Source organism: Streptomyces flavochromogenes, from assembly GCF_000717595.1.
In the GTDB taxonomy this organism is placed as follows: domain Bacteria; phylum Actinomycetota; class Actinomycetes; order Streptomycetales; family Streptomycetaceae; genus Streptomyces; species Streptomyces flavochromogenes.
The window spans coordinates 65,850-83,486 of the sequence record NZ_JNZO01000024.1 but is presented as its reverse complement, the minus strand read 5'-3'; the positions used below and the strand labels follow the sequence as shown (position 1 = coordinate 83,486).

Sequence of the window (17,637 nt, the reverse complement as noted above, 5' to 3'; positions counted from 1 at the left end):
GCTCAGGCCCCCTTGCGGTACTGCCCCGGGGCCAGCCCGTACTCCCGCTTGAAGGCCTTGACGAAGGCGAACTCCGCGGAGTATCCGGAGCGTTCGGCCACCGCGCGGAGCGGGAGGTCGTCCGTGCGCAGGAGGCGGCCCGCCGTCGTCATGCGCCACCAGGTGAGGTAGGCGAGGGGAGACCGGCCGACGAGGGCGGTGAAGCGGCGCGCGAAGGCCGCGCGGGAGAGGCCGCCGAGGGCGCCGAGTTCCTCGACGGTCCATGCCCTGGCCGGTCGCCGTGCAGGGCCCGGAGGACGCCGGCGACCACCGGGTCGCTCAGGGCGGCCGACCAGCCCGTGGAGCGGTCGGCGCATACGCTGGGCCACCACGTGCGCAGCAGGTAGGAAGCAGGGTGTCGAGCAGGGCGGGCACGATGGCGTCGGATCCCGGCTGGGTTCGGCGAGTTCGGCACCGAGCAGGTCGACGGCGGCCCGCAGCCGTGGGTGGGCGCCGACCCGGGCGGGGAGGTGGACGTACGGGGGCAGCCCGGTGAGGAGCGGGTGGGCGCGGGCCCGGCTGAGCTGGTAGGCGCCGCAGAGGAGCAGGGTCTCCTCGGCGCCGACGGGCCCCCGGTCGGGCGCTGTGGGCCAGGAGCCGTCGGCGGCCGGCAGGGCGTCGACGAGCGGGGTGTCGGGCCGGTCCGCGAGGCCGTGGCCGGTGCCGTGGGCGAGCAGGACGACGTCACCGGGGCCGAGTCCGACGGGGGCGTCTCCGTCCGGGGGGATGAGCCAGGCGGTGCCCTGGAGGACGAGGTGGAACCCGGCGCCGCTGCTCGGGGAGAGGCGGAATCCCCAGGGCACGAAGCGGACCGTGCGGGAGGAGTGGGGACGGCCGCGATCCAGACGGCGCTGCGGATCGGCTCGGTGCCGATCGCCACCACGCGCGGCGAGGGCAAGCGGAAGCGGCTCCTGGAGCTCGGGGCTGCGCGACGGCTCCCTGGCGCCGGTGATCGCCGAGACCTTCGACGGTCTGGAGCGGATCACCGACGCCCATCGGCTGATGGAGTCCAACGCCCACCTCGGGAAGATCGTGGTGCGCGTCGGGGGGTGACTGCCGGTGGCAGGGCTCAGTGGCGGGGCAGGCCCAGGGGGTTGCCGTCGCGGAGCTCCGGCGGGAGCAGGTGGCCGGGGGTCGACTGGTAGGTGACCGGGCGCAGCCAGCGCTCGATCGCGGTCGCGCCGACCGAGGTGGCGGTGGAGGTGGTGGCCGGGTAGGGGCCGCCGTGGTGCTGGGCGGCGGCGACGGCGACGCCGGTGGGCCAGCCGTTGACGAGGACGCGGCCAGCGAGCGGGGTGAGTTCGGCGAGGAGCGGGGCGGCGTCCTCGTCCTGTCCCTGCTCGGCGATGTGCAGGGTGGCGGTGAGGTTGCCGGGCACCCGCGCGAGGGCTTCGGTGATCTCCGTGCGGGAGTCGTAGCGGGCGACGACGGTGACCGGGCCGAAGACCTCCTCCGTCAGGTCCCGGTGGTCGCCGTCGACGAGGGTCCGGACCGTGAGCGCCAGGAAGCCCGCCTTGACCGTGTGCGGGTCGCCGGGCACGGGGTGGACCGGTGCGGTGACGCCGTCGTTCATCGCCATCTCGTAGGTGCGGGTGAGGAAGCTGCCCCGCATCCGGTGGTCGAGCATCACGGCCGGCTGGGTGTCGCGCAGGGCCTCCGTCAGCGCCTCCACGAACCGGTCGCCCGCCTCGCCCGAGGGGGCCAGGACGAAGCCGGGCTTGGTGCAGAACTGGCCCGCGCCCATGGTCATGGAGCCCGCGAGGCCCGCACCGATCTCCTCGGCCCGCTCCTCGACGGCGGCGGGGGTGAGCACCACCGGGTTGAGGGAGCCGAGTTCGCCGTGGAAGGGGATGGGGACGGGCCGGGCGGCGGCCGCGTCGAAGAGGGCCCGTCCGCCGCGCACCGAGCCGGTGAAGCCGGCGGCCGCGACGAGCGGGTGGCGGACGAGTGCGACGCCCGCGTCGAAGCCGTGGACGAGGACGACGACGTCCTCGGGGAGGCCCGCCTTGACGGCGGCCCTGCGCAGCAGCGAGGCGCAGAGTTCGGAGGTGGCCGGGTGGTCGGGGTGGGCCTTGATCACCACGGGGCATCCGGCCGCGAGGGCGCTCGCGGTGTCGCCGCCGGGGACGGAGAAGGCGAGCGGGAAGTTGCTGGCGGCGTAGACGGCGACGACGCCGAGCGGGATCTTCCAGCGGCGGAGGTCGGGCCGGGGCGGGATGGCTCCGGGGTCGGGCAGGTCGATCCGGATGTCGAGGAAGGAGCCCTCGTCGACGACCTCGGCGAATGCTCTCAACTGGGCTGCGGTGCGGGCGAGTTCGCCATTGAGGCGGACCGGGCCCAGGGCGGTCTCGGCGTCCGCGTTCTCGACGATCTGCTCGCCGGCCTCCTGGAGGAGGTCGGCGGCGGTGCGCAGGAAGGCGGCCCGTGCGGTCCGGTCGGCGAGGGCCTCACGGACCTCGTGCGCGGCCCGTACGGCCCGGTCGACGTCCTCCGTCGTGGCCTCCACCGCAACCCGCTCGCGCGGCTTCCCCGTCCGGGGGTCCACACTCCACACTGGTTCTGCCGCCACTGCCACGCCCCTGTTCGCTATTCTGAACACAGTTCCCGTAGATGAACGCATCCGTACGGGACTCTAGGGACGGCCCGGCCGTCTCCACAAGGGGCCCTGTCCGGCCGGACGGCCGGCCGGGGACGACGGCACGAGGGAAAAGGGGCGAGGGTCATGGCGACTGCCGACGTGGGCGGAGCGCAGGTGAAGTCCGCGGTGCGGACCGTGGAGCTGCTCGAATACTTCGCCGGACGCCCGGGGATGCATTCGCTCGCCGCCGTCCAGGAGGCCGTCGGCTACCCCAAGTCCAGCCTGTACATGCTGCTCCGCACCCTGGTCGAGCTGGGCTGGGTGGAGACGGACGCGACCGGCACGCGGTACGGCATCGGGGTACGGGCGCTGCTCGTCGGCACCTCGTACATCGACGGCGACGAGGTGGTGGCCGCCTCCCGGCCCACCCTGGACCGGCTCTCCGACGACACCACCGAGACCATCCACCTGGCACGGCTCGACGGGACCAACGTGGTGTATCTGGCGACCCGCCAGTCCCAGCACTACCTGCGGCCGTTCACCCGGGTCGGGCGCCGGCTGCCCGCCCACTCGACCTCGCTCGGCAAGGCACTGCTCGCCACCCACACCGACGACCAGGTGCGCAAGCTGCTCCCGGAGACCCTCCCGGCGCTGACCGAGCACACCATCACCGACCGCGAGCAGCTCATCGAGGAACTGCGCGTCATCCGCGAGCAGGGCATCTCGGTGGACCGCGAGGAGAACACGCTGGGGCTGCGCTGCTTCGGCGTCGCCATCCCGTACCGGACCCCGGCGCGGGACGCGATCAGCTGCTCGGTGCCGGTGGCGCGGCTGACCCCGGCCCACGAGCAGATGATCAAGGACGCGCTCTTCGACGCGCGGGACCGGCTGACGCTGGCGACCCGCCGCCTCTGATCGCACGGTCGCGTGCCCGCGCGCTCGCGCGGTCACGCGCGCTCGGCGAGCGCCTTCTGCCAGACCGGGCTGTCCACGTAGTGGTTGTCGTACTGCTCCGAGGACGCCTTGATCTCCTCGAAGCCCGCCTCGCCCCGCATGACCCGGCCGAGCAGACGCAGGTAGTCGAAGCGGGCCATGCCGGGCGTGAAGACGAACAGCACGTCGGCCTCGGCGCCGGGCGCGGCCGCGAAGGCGTGCGCGGTGCGCGGCGGGACGAGCAGGAAGTCGCCCTTCTCCAGGACGGACAGCTCCTCGCCGACGAGGACCTGGAGCGAGCCGTCGATCACGTAGAACATCTCCGACGCCTTGGTGTGGAAGTGCGCCGGGGCGCCGACCGCTCCCTTCGCGAAGGTGGAGCGGTAGCTGGTGAGCTGTCCGCCGGTGGCGCCGGAGTCGGCGAGCAGGGTCATGACGCTGCTGGGGTCCGCGGTGGTCTCGGCGGTGGCGGCGCGGGTCAGGAGCGGGACGAAGGGCGCGTTCTCGTTCATGATCACTACTCTAGGAGGTCATTGACCCCCTGGAAGGGTTCAATCGATCCAGAAGAACGTGGGTCAATTCTGGCGTCCGCGCCCCTCGGCCGACCCTCGCCTCCCCCGTGCGGCGGAGGCGGATCACCGGCGGGCAGGACGTGGCGTCCGGGGTCCCGGTACGAGCCTGGAGCCATGACCAAGACCGCGCTCCTCCCCGCCCCCCGCGCCGGGAACCGTCCCGGCCCCGCCCGCCGGGCCCTGCGCCTGCTCGCGATCCTCGCCTGCCTCCCGTACATCTCGCTCAAGATCGCCTGGGTCGCGGGCAGCGAGATCGGCATCCCCGCCGGGAGCGTGCTCCTGGAACACCGGCAGATGCTGGCCGTCGCCAACTCGGTCTCGGTACTGGCCGACTTCCTCGTGATCGTCCTCGCCCTGCTTCTCACCCAGCCCTGGGGGCAACGGGTGCCCGCCTGGCTGCTCGCGCTCCCCATGTGGGCGGCGACCGGACTGCTCGCCCCGATCATGACCGGCTACCCCACCCAGCTCGCGGTCGCCGTACTCACCGGCGACGATCAGGCCGCCGCGCCCGCCGAACCCTTCCTGCACTCCTGGGTCTTCGCCGTCGTCTACGGCGGCTTCATCCTCCAGGGCCTCTCCCTCGGGACCCTCTTCGTGCTGTACGCGCACGAGCGCTGGAGCCACCTCTGGAGCGGCCGGCTCGGCGAGCTGCCCGCCCGCGTCTCCGGGCCGGGGGTACGGACCGCCGCCCTGGCCGCCGCGGTCGTCGCGCTCCTCCCCCTCACGACCCACCTGATGTGGCTGTCCGGCTCGACCGAGGGCCTGTCGCTCCAGCAGATCGCCGAGCGCGACGCCGACTTCACCGTGCTGGAGTTCCAGCGGAGCGTGTTCGTCGTCGCCGCCGTGGCCTTCACCCTGTTCCTCGTCCTGCGGCGGCCCGCCCTGCTGAAGGTGCGTACCGTCCTCGCGCTCGCGTGGACCGGCTCGGGCGCGGTGGGCTGCTGGGGCGCCTACATGTCGCTCGTCGCACTGATGCCGGAGACCGATCCCGCCAAGCAGCTCACGGCCCTGACGCAGCTGACCTACGCTGGCGAAATGATCACCGGATTCCTCCTCGCCGCCTGCCTGGCCGCGGTCCTGCGGCGGCGGAGCGCCGAGGCGTGAGACGGTGCGCGGTCGCCCTCCTCGGGCAGCGGGCCAGGCGGCGCTGGCTCCATCTCATCGTGGGCGGCGCCCTGTTCATGCCGTTCTGGATGGTCGGCTCCGTGGTCGTCGGGGCGCTGCTCGGCGCGGGCGGCCTGTTCACCGGAAGCCTCGCGGTGCAGTTCGGGGCGTACGCGGTGGGGCTCCCGCTGGTGGCGATCGCCGCGCTGTTCCCGCTGGCCCGGCCGATGTCGGTGGCGGCGGCACGGGCGCTGTGCGGAGTGCCCGCGGACCGGTTCGCGGACGGCCCGGCCCAGGGCCGGGAGGCGAAGGCCCGGACGGCCGGCTGGTTCACCCTGCACCTGGGCGCCGGGGCGCTGATCAGCGGGGCGACCCTGGCGCTCCCCCCGTTCGCCGCGTCGGTGCTGGCGCTGCCGTTCTCGACGGCGTTGCGGGAGTCGGAGATCGGCCGGCTCTGGGGCCTCGACCGGCCCTGGTGGAGCTGGGCCGCGATTCCCGCGGGGCTCCTGATGCTGCTCGCGCTCGCCGCCGTGGCCGCCGTGACCGGGGCCCTGCTCGCCCGGCAGGCGCCCCGGCTGCTCGGGCCGAGCCCGGCGGACCGGCTCGCGGCGGCCGAGCGGCGTGCGGCGGAGGCGGAGTCCCGCAACCGGCTGGCCCGGGAGCTGCACGACTCGGTCGGTCACGCGCTGAGCGCGGTCACCCTCCAGGCGGGCGCGGCCCGCCGGGTCCTGGACGGCGGCGACGGGGCGGACCTGGAGTTCGTCCGGGAGGCGCTGACCGCGATCGAGGAGACCACCCGCCGCACGGTCGGCGAGCTGGACTGGGTCCTCGGGCTGCTGCGGCGCGACGAGGGCGCCGGGGAAGGACCGGGGCCCGGGCCGGGGCTCGACGCCCTGGCGGCCCTCGTGCGGGGCGCGGGGCCGAAGGTGGCGCTGGCGGTGTCCGGCGACCTCGCCCCCGTACCGGAGACGCTGTCCCGGGAGGCGTACCGGATCGTTCAGGAAGGGCTGACGAACGCGGCCCGGCACGCGGGCGGGGAGCCCGTGACCGTACGGCTCGACGCCCGTACCGAGGAGTTGGAGATCACCATGGAGAACCCCCTGCCCGCGCGGCCGCCGGGCGCCCGCCCGAACGGCGGACGCGGCCTGCGCGGCATCGCCGAACGGGCCCGGCTGCTCGGCGGCACCACCGAGGCCGGTCCGGCGGACGGCGTCTGGCGCCTCGCGGTCAGGATCCCCCGATGAGCGCCCCCGTCAGGATCGTGCTCGCCGACGACGAGCGGATGGTGCGGACGGCGCTGCGGGTCATCCTCGACGCGGAACCCGGCCTTGAGGTGGTCGGCGAGGCGTCCACCGGCGCCGAGGCGGTGTCGGTGGTGCGGGCCGAGCGGCCGGACGTCGTCCTCATGGACGTACGGATGCCGGAGATCGACGGCATCCGGGCCACCGAGCAGATCCTCGCCGGGATGGCGGAGCCGCCCCGGATCGTGGTGGTGACCACCTTCGAGAACGACGCGTACGTCTACGACGCGCTGCGCGTCGGCGCGGCCGGCTTCCTCCTCAAGCGGGCGGCGGCGGAGGAGCTGGTGAGCGCGGTCCGGCTGGTCGCCCGGAGCGACTCGCTGCTCTACCCGGCGGCGGTACGCGGCCTGGCCGCCGAGCACGCCCGCAACCGGCCGCCGGTGGCACCGCCCTGGGTGCCACGGCTCACCGAGCGGGAGGCGGAGGTGCTGCGCCTGGTGGCCACGGGCCTCACGAACGCGGAGATCGCGGGCCGGATGGGCGTCGGCGCGGCCACGGTCAAGACGCACGTGGCGTCGGTCCTGGCGAAGTCGGGCGCCCGCGACCGCACACAGGCGGTGATCCTGGCGTACGAGTCGGGGTTCGTCCGGACGGGGTGACGGCGAGGATCCGGGAGACCGGCTCGCACCGGCGGAATGACGGCCGGCTCGCACCGTCGGAGTGACGGCCAGCGCCCCGGAAGCCGGCTCGCACCGGCGGGGTGACGGCGGCCACACGAGGGCCCGCCCCGGATGAAGGTTCGCTGAGAAACCGGCCACATCCGGAACGTCCTCCACCGAGCCGTTCGTCCCCACAAGTGCGATGAACAAGACGATCAGGCGCACCTCGGTCTTCGTGCTGCTCCTGGTGCTCGCCCTGCTGGGCCGGGCCACCTGGGTGCAGGCGTACGAGGGGAAGGCGCTCGCGGACGACAAGAACAACCGGCGGAAGACGATCGCGCAGTACGCGCAGCCGCTCGGGAACATCGTCGTGGCCGGTGCACCGGTCACCGGCTCGAAGAAGACGGAGGGAACGGACCTCGAGTACCGCCGTACGTACACGGACGGCGAGCTGTACGCGGCGGTGACCGGTTACAGCTCGCAGGCGTACGGCGCCACCCAGCTGGAGGGCATCTACTCCGACGTCCTCGACGGCACCGACGACCGGCTGAAGAACCCCCTCGACGCCCTCACCCGCAAGCAGCAGCAGCCGGGCACGGTCGTCACCACGATCGACCCGGACGTGCAGAAGGCCGCCTACCGGGCGCTCGGGGACACGAAGGGCGCGGCCGTCGCCGTCGACCCGGCCACGGGCCGCGTCCTCGCGATGGTCTCGACCCCGTCCTACGACCCGTCGAAGATCTCGGGGACATCGGACGGCGACGACTGGAAGGCGCTGACCACCGACGAGGACAAGCCCCTGGTCAACCGTGCCCTGCGCCAGCCGCTGCCGCCCGGCTCCACCTTCAAGCTGGTGGTCGCCGCGGCCGCCCTCGAGGACGGTCTGTACGGCTCGGTGGACACGGCGACGAAGAGCCCCGACCCGTACACCCTGCCGAACACCCGGACCGTGCTGAAGAACGAGAACGCGTCCGCGCCCTGCGAGAACGCCACGATCCGCACCGCGCTCCGCTACTCCTGCAACAACGTCTTCGCCAAGATGGCGGCCGACCTGGGGCAGGACAAGGTGAAGGCGATGGCGGAGAAGTTCGGCTTCAACGACGCCGAGCTCGACGTACCGGTCCGCGCCTACGCGAGCGTGTACCCGTCCGGCATGGACAAGGCGCAGACGGCGCTGACCGGCATCGGCCAGTTCGACGTGACCGCCACCCCGCTGCAGATGGCGATGGTGTCGGCGGCGATCGCCAACGACGGTCTGCTGGCCGCCCCGCACATGGTGTCGGAGGTCGTCGACTCGGACGGCGACCCGCTGGCGACCTTCAAGGACGGCGACAGCGAGCGGATCGTGTCCTCGTCGACCGCCGAGCAGCTGCGCAGCGCGATGCGGACCGTGGTCGAGGAGGGCACCGGAACCAACGCGGCCGTCGGCGGGGCCGAGGTCGGCGGCAAGACGGGCACCGCGCAGCACGGTGAGAACAACAGCAAGACGCCGTACGCCTGGTTCACCTCGTACGCGAAGGGCCCGTCCGGGAAGCAGGTCGCCGTCGCGGTGATGATCGAGGACTCGGGCGCGGCCCGCTCCGAGGTCAGCGGCAACGGCCTGGCGGCGCCGGTGGCGCAGAAGATGATGGCGGCGGCGCTGAAGTGAGGCGGCCTGTCCGGTGAAGCGACGTGCGCGGAAGCCGTGAAGTGAGGTGAGCGGGGCCCCGATTGGCCGTCGGGGCCCGTCACACGATATGCAGGGTCACGCTCACGTCCGAGCACGCATTCGAACCGTGAATGCGAACCACCGATCCTGTTCCCCTCGCGGAGGACCGCCGTGCGCCTGCCCCGTTCCCTGTCCGGCTGGACCATGGCGGTCTTCGGCGTGCTCGCCGCCGCACTGGGCGCGGTGGGCCTGGTCGTACCGGACGCCCTGCTCACGGTCATGGGCTTCGAGCCGGTGCCCGACGGCGGGCGCGCGGACGGCGACCACACCCTGGTCTTCCTCACCGCCTCCTCGATGGCCGCGCTCAACATGGGCGTCTACTACGTCCTCGCCGCGCTCGCCGACTGGAAGCCGTTCTTCCGCTGGACGGTCCCCTTCCGGCTCCTCACCTGCGCGGTCTTCACCCTCGCGGTCGTCAGCGGCCGCGCCCCGGCCGGCTTCCTGGGCGTGGGCCTGTGGGAGGGCCTGGGCGCGGTGGTGACGGGGGCGGCGCTGCGGTACGAGAAGCGGGGAGCGGAGAAGTGACGCAACCGCGGCTCGACTCCGTCGCCTGGGACTCCCTGGAGCACGCCTACGGAACGGCGACCGACGTTCCGGGACATCTGCGGGCCCTGTACCGGCCCGAGGACGCCGTCCACGCCGCCGACGCACTCCTCACGAAGGTCTACCACCAGGGCGGCTGCGTCTTCTCGTCCGCCGTGGCGGCGCTGCCGTTCGTGGTCCGGGCGGCCGCCGACCCGGACGTGACGGTACGGCCGGACCTCCTGGAACTGATCGCGTGCCTCGCCTACGACGGGAACCGGGGCACGGAGCGCTGGATCGCCCGCGGCTGGGCGGAGGCCTGGGACCTGGCCGTCACGGCGCTGCTCCCCGTGCTCCACGACGCCTCCCCCGCGGTACGGGCCGGGGTCGTCGAGGCCCTCTCCGAGGCCCGGGGGCGGGCCGACGAGGTGCTGGCCGCCCTGTGGACCCGCTGGCCCCTGGAGTCCGTCCCCGAAGTCCGGCACCGGATCGTGGAGGCGGCCGGTGAACTCTCCGAGCACGCCGACCGGGAGCGGGCCGGGACCGTGCGCCGGCTGTGGGAGCTGACGGAGCCGGGCGCGTACGCCGGTGTGCGGCTGCGGGCCGTGGAGGCGCTGCGGGTCGTCGCCCCCGGCGACGACCCCCGCTACGCGCGCGTGGTGGCCGACGTCCTGAACGGGGGCGACCTCGGCGGCCGTTCGGTCGCCCACGCGGTCGGCCTCCTCGGCGAGGACCGGACCGGGCGCTCCGCCCTGATCGGGCGACTCCTCGGGAGCGGGGACGCGGCGGTCCGGCGCGGGGCCCTGGAGGCGGCGGCCGGGGAGCTGAGCCGGTGGCGCTCGGCCGTACCGGCGCTGCTGCCCGTGGTGGCCGACCGCCTCGACGACCCCGAACCCGACAACCGGCTCTTCGCCGCGCGGGTCCTCGGCATGTGCGGGGCAGCCGCCCGGCCGTGGGCGGACCGGCTGGCCGGCAGGGTCACCGACGAGGGCGAACCGTATCTGCCCGCGCAGGACCACGTCCTGTGGGCACTCGCCCGCATCGGCGACCCGCGCTGCGCGGCCCCGCTGGCGCGCCGCCTCGGCGGGGAACGCCTGGGGTTCGCGTACTTCACGATCCGCTCCGAGGGCTGGTGGACGCACGATATCGGCCTGACCGAGGTACTCGAACCGCTCGCCGCGCACGCCGGGGTGCTGCTTCCGCCGCTGCGGGCCCGGCTCGCGGCCGTGCGCTCGGTCGACGAGGCGCGGACGCTGTGCCAGGTCCTGACGGCCTGGGGCCCGGCGGCGGCGCCCGCCGTGCCCGAACTGAACGCGCTCCTCGGGACCGCCGGCGCCGTCTGGGCGGCGGAGGCGCTCGCGGCGATCGGTCCGGAGGCGGCGGCGGTCGTGGACCGGGCACGGCTGCGGGCCCTGATCGAGACCCCGCCGGAGGGGCAGGGCTTCGCGCCGCGCTCGCTGGCCCTGGCGTACGGCAGGCTGACCGGTGACCGGGGGCCCGCGCTCGCGCTGTTCCTGCCGCACCTGGGCGAGCCGTTCGGCAACGACAACCCGGCGATCCTGCTCGGCGAGCTGGGCGCGGCGGGCGCGCCGTACGTCGGCCGGCTGCGTGAGCTGCTGCGCGCGGACGCGACCGGGTGGCTGCCGCTGCGGGTCGGCGAGGCGCTGTGGCGGATCACCGGCCGCGCCGACGAGGTGGTGCCGGCCCTGGTGGGAGCGATCGAGCCGTACACCGGCGGTGGTGTCCTGCCCGCGGTCACGGCGACGGTCCGGCTGCTCGCCGAGATCGGCCCCGCCGCGGCCCCCGCCGTACCGGCCCTGCGGGCGTTCCTCACCGCGGACGAGCGTCCGGTCGAGCACGGGAGCTGGCGGTCGGTGCCGGACGACGACGAGCTGTGCGAGGCGGCCCGGACGGCGCTGATCGCGATCGAGGCCCGCGAGGAGGACGGCGCCTCCACGGCCCTCTAGGGAAGATGCCCGATCCCCCGGGGCCACCTCAGAGACCAGCCTGTCGCCATGCGCTGGTATCTGACAGGTGTCGTCGTGTCCGGATTCGGTACGACGGCGATGTGGCTGGTCTCCGGGATCTGGGTCAAGTCACTGACGGGCTCCGACAGTCTCGCGGCCCTGGCCGCCTTCGCCCTCTGGGCGCCCGTTCTCCTCGGGCCGCTGCTCGGCACGCTGGCGGACCGGGTGCGGCGGCGGCCGCTCCTGGTCGTCCTCGACCTGGCGGCGGCCGCGCTCCTCCCGGTCCTCCTGTGGGTGGATTCGGCGGACCGGGTGTGGCTGCTCTTCGCCGTCCTGGTCGTGTACGGGGCGCAGGGCGCCGTCCACGAGGCGGCGGAGCAGGCCCTCGTCGCGACCGCCCTGGACGAGAAGCGGCTCGGCACCCTCAACGGGCTGCGGATGACCGCGAACGAGTCCACGAAGCTGATCGCCCCGCTCGTGGCGGCGGGCCTCTTCGCCGCGTACGGCGGTGGCACCGTCGCGCTGCTCGACGCGGCGAGCTTCGCGCTCGCCGCGGGCCTCTTCGCGCTGATGCCCGTACGGGAGGAGCGCCCGGCGCGGCCCGAGTCCCGGCACTGGTGGCGGGAGACCACCGAGGGCGCGCGGCTGCTCCGCGCCTCGCCGGTGCTGCGGCCGCTGGTCGCGACGGGCGCGTTCACGATGCTGCTCGCCGGGGTGAACGGGGCCGCGATCTACGCGGTCGTCGACCGGGGGCTCGGGCACGCCCCCGCGTACGCCGGCGTGCTCTACGCGGTGCAGGGCGCGGGCTCGGTCCTCGCGGGCCTGGTCACCGGCCCGCTGCTTCGCCGGATCCCCGAGCGGTCGCTCGCCGCCGCCGGTCTCGGGCTGTTCGCGGTGGCGATGGGCGTCCGGGCGCTGCCGTACGAGGCGACGGCCCTGGCGGCGAGCGCGGCCATCGGCCTGGGGCTGCCGTGGGTCCTGGTGGCGGTGGTGACGGCCGTGCAGCGGGAGGCACCCCCGGAGGCGGTGGGCCGGGTGGCGGCGACCGCGCACACCCTGGTCATGGCGCCGAACGCGCTGGCCCTCGCCCTCGGCGCGGGCCTGGTCGCCCTGGTCGACGTCCGTGTGCTGCTGCCGCTGCTCGCGCTCGCGGGAACGGGATGGGCGGCGGTGGTCGCGGGGCGGGGGCGGTGCGGGCCCGACCGGGAGACGCGTACCCGGGACGCGTCCGTCCCGGTCGGCTGACGGCCCCCTCTCCGCCGCGCGTCCCGGAGGGGTGTCAGGCCGATCGCCCGGACGCCCCGCGGCGTTCGCGGTGCGGGGCGACCGGTGGGCGGCGAGCATGGAAGAAAGCTCGGGCGCGGCGGGAGGAGGGCAGTGTGACGGCCGGTTCCTTCCCGGGGACGACGGGGCGGGTCGGCGTGCCCCTCGACGGCAAGGGCCTCCTCGACGTCCTGGGGGTCGCCGCCGTCGTCATCGACGCCCACGGCCGGATCGTGCTCTGGAGCCCGCAGGCCGAGGACCTCTTCGGCTTCCGCGCCGAGGAGGCCCTGGGTCAGTACATGGCCCGGCTGGTCGTCGGCACGGACCACCGGGAGGAGGCGATGCGCCTCTTCGGCGAGGTCCTGCGCGAGGGCACGGCCTGGGCGGGCGTCTTCCCCGTACGGCACAAGGACGGCAGTGTTCGGAACGTGGAGTTCCGCAACATGCGGCTCACCGACGACCTGGGGGGTCTGTACGCGCTCGGGATCGCCGCCGACCACTCCGCCGTCGAACGGGTCGAGGCCGAGCTCGCGCTCTCCGACCGGCTCGTGTCCCAGTCCCCGATCGGCCTCGCCGTCCTGGACACCGAGCTCCGCTACGTCCTGGTCAACCCGGCCCTGGAACGCATCAACGGAATCCCGGCCGCGCTGCACCTCGGACGGCGGATCGGCGAGATGGTGCCCGAGGTCGACGCCCCGGCCCTCGAAGCCGCGCTGCGCGCCGTCCTGACGACCGGCACGCCGCTGCTCGACCATCCCACCGTCGGACGGACCCCGGCCGACCCGGACCACGACCACGCCTGGTCGGTGTCCTTCTACCGCCTGGAGGGGCCGGAGGACCGGATCCTGGGGGTCGCCGCCTCCGTGATCGACGTGACCGAGCGGATGCGGGCGGACGCGGACGCCGACCGGTCCCGGCGGCGGCTCGCCCTCATCGCGGACGCCTCGGCGCGGGTCGGCACCACCCTGGAGGTGGAGAAGACGGCCGACGAGCTGGCCTCGGTGGTGGTGCCGGAGCTCGCCGACATCGCCGCCGTCGACGTCCTCGACTCCGTCCTCGCCCTGCGCAGACCCGGCGCGCCGGAGGAGGGGCCCGAACTGTTCCGGGCGCTCGCCGTGAAGGCGGCGGCCCGGACGGACGCCCTGCCGGCGGCGGACCCGCCCGGGGCGATCACCATGTACGGGGCGGACCGGCTCGTCACGCGGTGCGTGCACACCGGGCTGCCCGTCCTGGTGGAACGCGTCGGCCCCGGCGACCTGTCCCGGATCGCGCGGAATCCCGAGGCGGCCGAGCTGCTCGCCCGGGCGGGGGTGCACTCGTATCTGGCGGTGCCGCTGATCGCGCGCGGCGAGGTGCTCGGCGCCCTGGACCTCAAGCGGGACCGCAACCAGCTGCCCTTCGACGGGGACGACGTGCTGCTCGCGACGGAGCTCGCGGCCCGCGCGGCGGTGAGCATCGACAACGCGCGCTGGTACCAGAGCGTGCGGAACTCGGCCGTGACGCTCCAGCGCAGTCTGCTGCCGGGCGCACCGCCGGAGCGGGCGGGTCTGGAGGTCGCGGCCCGCTACCAGCCCGCGCAGGCGTCGAGCGAGGTCGGGGGCGACTGGTACGACGTGATCCCGCTCCCCGACGACAAGACGGCGCTGGTCGTCGGGGACGTGATGGGCAGCGGCATCGACGCGGCGGCGACGATGGGCCGGCTGCGGACCGCCACCTGCGCGTTCGCCGACCTCGACCTCCCGCCCGCCCAGGTCCTGCGGCATCTGGACCGGATCACGGCGGGCCTGGAGCACTACATCGCGACCTGCCTCTTCGCCGTGTTCGACCCGTCGCTCGAACGGTGCCGTCTCTCCAACGCGGGGCATCTGCCGCCGGTACGGGTCCCGGCGGACGGCCCGGCCGAGCTGGTGACCGTACCGCCGGGGACACCGCTCGGGGTCGGCGGCGGCACGTTCCGTACGACCTGGATGCCCTTCCGGCCGGGGGACCGGCTCGTGCTCTACACAGACGGTCTGATCGAGACCCGCCACGAGGCGATCGACGAGCGGCTCGCCCTGCTCGTGGGCCTCCTCGACGACATGCGCGGGCCGCTGGAGGAGACCTGCGACCAGCTCCTCCGGGCACTGCGCCGGCCCGGCGCGCCGGACGACGTGGCGCTGCTCATCGCCCGGAGCACGGGATGACCGCCCGGGACGGGGCACGCGGAAAGGGCCCCGGGGCATCCGGGAAGCACCCCGGTCAACGCGGGACGGGGCTGCGGAGCGTGGCCGGGCAGGTGTTCGCCCTGGAGGCGCTGATCGCGCTCCTGGTGATCGCGGCGGTCGTGTTCGTGACGTTCTACCAGGCGCGCAGCGACACCGAGCGGGACGCCAAGGTCCGCTCGCTCGCGGTCGCCGAGGCCTTCGCGAAGGCGCCCGGCATCGACGCGGCGCTCGCCTCGCCGGACCCGACGGCCGTGCTCCAGAAACGGGCGGAGGAGACCCGGCGGGCGACGGGGGTGGACTTCATCGCGGTCCTGAGCCGGGACGGCGTGCGCTACACCGACTCGGAGCCGCAGCTGATCGGCCGCAGGGTGACCGGCGACCTCAACCGGGCGGTGGTGGACGGCGAGTCCTACACGGAACTGTTCCGTGGCGCGCCCAACGACGCCGTCCGGGCCGTGGTCCCCGTCGTGAACGACCAGGGCCGCATCGTCGGCATGGTCACCAGCGGCGTCGAGGTGGAGAACATCACGGACGCGGTGCGGGACCGGCTGCCGCTGCTCATCGGCGTCGCCGGAGGCGCGCTCGTGCTCGCCGTGGGCGGGGCCGCCCTGGTGAGCCGGCGTCTGCGGCGGCAGACCCACGGCCTCGGCCCGACCGAGATGACCAGGATGAAGGAGCACCACGAGGCGGTGCTGCACGCGGTGCGCGAAGGGGTCCTGATCGTGGGCCCGGACCGCCGGCTGCTGCTCGCCAACGACGAGGCGCGCCGTCTGCTCGGCCTCACGGCCGACATGGAGCGGCTGCACGTCTCGGAACTCGGACTCGACGCCCGTACGGTCGAACTCCTGGAGTCCGGCCGGTCGGCCACGGACGAGGTGCACCGGGCGGGCGACCGGCTGCTCGCGGTGAGCGTACGGCCCACGCTTCCGGCCGGACGGGAGTCCGGCTGCGTGATGACGATGCGGGACACCACCGAGCTGGCCGCCCTGACCGGCCGGGCGGCGGTGGCCCGCGGCCGGCTCCAGCTGCTCTACGAGGCGGGGGTCCGGATCGGGACGACCCTGGAGGTCGTACGGACGGCGGAGGAGCTGGCGGAGGTCGCGGTGCCGCGGTTCGCGGACTTCGCGACGGTGGAGCTGCTCGAACCGGTGCTGCGCGGCGAGGAGCCGCCGCCGTCCTCGCCGGTGAGCACGGAGATGCGGCGGACGGCGCTGAGCGGGCTGCGGCCCGACCAGCCGCTCCAGCCGGTCGGGGACACCATTCGGTTCGACGTCCGCAGCACCCCGATGGCGACGGCCCTGAACGCGGGGCACGCGGTGGCGCAGGCGGAGCTCGCCTCGGCGGAGGGCTGGCGGGAACAGGACCCGGAGGGCGCGGCGCAGGCCCTCGCCTACGGCATGCACTCGCTGCTCACGGTGCCGCTGCTGGCCCGCGGGGTGGTCCTGGGGATGGCGAACTTCTGGCGCGCGGACACGCCCGAGCCGTTCGGCGAGGAGGACCTGTCGTTCGCGGAGGAGCTGGCGGCGCGGGCGGCGGTCGCCATCGACAACGCGCGCCGGTTCACCCGGGAGCACGCGATGGCGGTGACCCTCCAGCGGAGCCTGCTGCCCCGGGTGCTGCCGGACCAGAGCGCGGTGGACGTGGCGTACCGCTATCTCCCGGCGAAGGCGGGAGTGGGCGGCGACTGGTTCGACGTGATCCCGCTGCCGGGCGCGCGGGTGGCGCTCGTCGTCGGGGACGTCGTCGGGCACGGGCTGCACGCGGCGGCCACCATGGGGCGGCTGAGGACGGCGGTGCACAACTTCTCGACCCTCGACGTGCCGCCGGACGAGCTGCTCGGGCATCTCGACGAGCTGACGGCCCGGATCGACGACCGGGAGTCGGAGGGGCCGGACGGCGAGGGGCGGCGGCGGGAGGAGGGCATCACTGGCGCGACCTGCCTGTACGCGATCTACGACCCGGCGTCGGGGGCGTGCACGGTGGCGAGCGCGGGTCATCCCGGTCCGGCCCTGGTGGGTGCGGACGGGCGGGTGGAGTTCCCCGAGCTGGCTCCGGGGCTGCCGCTGGGTCTGGGTCTGGGGGATGTGCCGTTCGAGGCGACGGAGCTGCTGCTTCAGGAGGGCACCAAGCTGGTCCTCTTCACGGACGGGCTCCTGGAGGACCGGGGCCGGGACCTCGACACGGGTCTGGGGCTGCTGCGGTCCACGCTCGCCCGACCGGACCGCAGCCCGGAGCAGACCTGCGCCGACGTCCTCGCGACCCTCCTCTCGCCCACGCCGCGTGACGACATCGCCCTCCTCGTGGCCCGCACCCGGCTGCTCGACCGCGAGCGGATCGCCGAGTGGGAGGTGGCGCGCGACCCGTCGGCGGTCTCTCCGGTGCGGAACGCGGCGGCGGCGAAGCTGTCGGAGTGGGGGCTCGACGGGCTCGCGTTCACGGCGGAGCTGGTCCTCAGCGAACTGATCACGAACGCGGTGCGGTACGGGGCCGACCCGGTCCGGGTACGGCTGCTCCACGACCGGACGCTGATCTGCGAGGTGTCGGACGGCAGCAGCACCTCGCCGCATCTGCGGCACGCGGCGGCGACGGACGAGGGCGGGCGCGGGCTGTATCTGGTGGCGCAGTACGCGGAGCGCTGGGGCACCCGCTACGGCCGGCGCGGCAAGACGATCTGGGCGGAGCTGCGGGTGGGCGCGGACGACGCGGAACCGATCGTGCCGGAGGTCCCGGATCTGGACGCACTGGAGGATCTGGCCTGGTGAGGGGCGTGGCGGGGCTCTCGACGGGCTCCGTGGTATACCAGATCGCGGCATCGCCTTCCGTGCCGTCGACCGCTCCGAGGAGACC

General features: G+C 74.4%; 13 protein-coding genes and 1 pseudogene. 11 read left to right on the top strand and 3 right to left on the bottom strand.

Annotated features, from left to right (window positions below; translation table 11 throughout):
• Positions 1-2: 2 nt before the first annotated feature.
• Positions 3-884, bottom strand: a pseudogene (locus IF00_RS41615) (AraC family transcriptional regulator).
• A gap of 103 nt (positions 885-987) precedes the next feature.
• Between IF00_RS41615 and IF00_RS44055 the strand changes: the two are divergent.
• A complete protein-coding gene (locus IF00_RS44055; RefSeq protein ID WP_245234653.1) occupies positions 988-1,092 on the top strand; it encodes a zinc-binding dehydrogenase in 105 nt (34 codons plus the stop codon).
• Between the two features lie 16 nt (positions 1,093-1,108).
• On the opposite strand, the gene IF00_RS0127635 is transcribed toward IF00_RS44055, so the two are convergent.
• On the bottom strand, positions 1,109-2,608 hold the full coding sequence (locus IF00_RS0127635) for an aldehyde dehydrogenase (NADP(+)) (RefSeq protein ID WP_280922627.1): 1,500 nt from the start codon (positions 2,606-2,608) through the stop codon (positions 1,109-1,111).
• A gap of 153 nt (positions 2,609-2,761) precedes the next feature.
• On the opposite strand from IF00_RS0127635, the gene IF00_RS0127630 reads away from it, so the two are divergent.
• Positions 2,762-3,532: an IclR family transcriptional regulator gene (locus tag IF00_RS0127630; protein ID WP_030322593.1), complete on the top strand. Its 771-nt coding sequence runs from the start codon at positions 2,762-2,764 to the stop codon at positions 3,530-3,532.
• Positions 3,533-3,564: 32 nt separating this feature from the next.
• Here IF00_RS0127630 and IF00_RS0127625 read toward each other — a convergent pair whose 3' ends face one another.
• A complete protein-coding gene (locus IF00_RS0127625; protein ID WP_030322591.1) occupies positions 3,565-4,062 on the bottom strand; it encodes a cupin domain-containing protein in 498 nt (165 codons plus the stop codon).
• Positions 4,063-4,236: 174 nt separating this feature from the next.
• Between IF00_RS0127625 and IF00_RS0127620 the strand changes: the two genes are divergently transcribed.
• The 9 genes from IF00_RS0127620 (at position 4,237) to IF00_RS0127580 (ending at position 17,552) form a co-directional block, all read left to right on the top strand.
• Positions 4,237-5,226 carry a hypothetical protein gene (locus IF00_RS0127620; RefSeq protein WP_030322590.1) on the top strand — a complete coding sequence of 330 codons (990 nt, stop codon included), beginning with the start codon at positions 4,237-4,239 and terminating at the stop codon, positions 5,224-5,226.
• Positions 5,223-6,470, top strand: coding sequence for a sensor histidine kinase (locus IF00_RS0127615; protein WP_030322588.1), 1,248 nt, complete (start codon positions 5,223-5,225; stop codon positions 6,468-6,470). Before IF00_RS0127620 ends, IF00_RS0127615 begins: the two co-directional genes overlap by 4 nt.
• Positions 6,467-7,126, top strand: coding sequence for a response regulator transcription factor (locus tag IF00_RS0127610; protein WP_030322586.1), 660 nt, complete (start codon positions 6,467-6,469; stop codon positions 7,124-7,126). Before IF00_RS0127615 ends, IF00_RS0127610 begins: the two co-directional genes overlap by 4 nt.
• Positions 7,127-7,328: 202 nt before the next feature.
• Positions 7,329-8,774, top strand: a complete 1,446-nt coding sequence (locus IF00_RS0127605; RefSeq protein ID WP_030322584.1) for a peptidoglycan D,D-transpeptidase FtsI family protein — start codon at positions 7,329-7,331, stop codon at positions 8,772-8,774.
• A gap of 204 nt (positions 8,775-8,978) precedes the next feature.
• A complete protein-coding gene (locus IF00_RS0127600; protein WP_051820644.1) occupies positions 8,979-9,359 on the top strand; it encodes a hypothetical protein in 381 nt (126 codons plus the stop codon).
• Complete coding sequence (locus IF00_RS0127595) at positions 9,356-11,323, top strand: hypothetical protein (protein WP_030322578.1); 1,968 nt, start codon at positions 9,356-9,358, stop codon at positions 11,321-11,323. Before IF00_RS0127600 ends, IF00_RS0127595 begins: the two co-directional genes overlap by 4 nt.
• A 48-nt stretch (positions 11,324-11,371) precedes the next feature.
• On the top strand, positions 11,372-12,568 hold the full coding sequence (locus tag IF00_RS0127590) for an MFS transporter (protein WP_051820641.1): 1,197 nt from the start codon (positions 11,372-11,374) through the stop codon (positions 12,566-12,568).
• 134 nt (positions 12,569-12,702) lie between these two features.
• Positions 12,703-14,769 carry a SpoIIE family protein phosphatase gene (locus tag IF00_RS0127585; RefSeq protein ID WP_030322575.1) on the top strand — a complete coding sequence of 689 codons (2,067 nt, stop codon included), beginning with the start codon at positions 12,703-12,705 and terminating at the stop codon, positions 14,767-14,769.
• Positions 14,766-17,552 (top strand): SpoIIE family protein phosphatase, encoded by a 2,787-nt coding sequence (locus tag IF00_RS0127580; RefSeq protein WP_030322573.1) that lies wholly within the window; start codon positions 14,766-14,768, stop codon positions 17,550-17,552. Before IF00_RS0127585 ends, IF00_RS0127580 begins: the two co-directional genes overlap by 4 nt.
• The last annotated feature ends 85 nt before the right edge of the window (positions 17,553-17,637 follow it).

What these genes read in the sequence shown, in the direction of transcription:
- IF00_RS0127630 (WP_030322593.1), top strand. Translation starts at nt 2,762, where the DNA reads ATGGCGACTGCCGACGTGGGCGGAGCGCAGGTGAAGTCCGCGGTGCGG.
- IF00_RS0127625 (WP_030322591.1), bottom strand. Translation starts at nt 4,062, where the DNA reads ATGAACGAGAACGCGCCCTTCGTCCCGCTCCTGACCCGCGCCGCCACC.
- IF00_RS0127620 (WP_030322590.1), top strand. Translation starts at nt 4,237, where the DNA reads ATGACCAAGACCGCGCTCCTCCCCGCCCCCCGCGCCGGGAACCGTCCC.
- IF00_RS0127610 (WP_030322586.1), top strand. Translation starts at nt 6,467, where the DNA reads ATGAGCGCCCCCGTCAGGATCGTGCTCGCCGACGACGAGCGGATGGTG.
- IF00_RS0127605 (WP_030322584.1), top strand. Translation starts at nt 7,329, where the DNA reads ATGAACAAGACGATCAGGCGCACCTCGGTCTTCGTGCTGCTCCTGGTG.
- IF00_RS0127600 (WP_051820644.1), top strand. Translation starts at nt 8,979, where the DNA reads ATGGCGGTCTTCGGCGTGCTCGCCGCCGCACTGGGCGCGGTGGGCCTG.
- IF00_RS0127590 (WP_051820641.1), top strand. Translation starts at nt 11,372, where the DNA reads ATGCGCTGGTATCTGACAGGTGTCGTCGTGTCCGGATTCGGTACGACG.
- IF00_RS0127580 (WP_030322573.1), top strand. Translation starts at nt 14,766, where the DNA reads ATGACCGCCCGGGACGGGGCACGCGGAAAGGGCCCCGGGGCATCCGGG.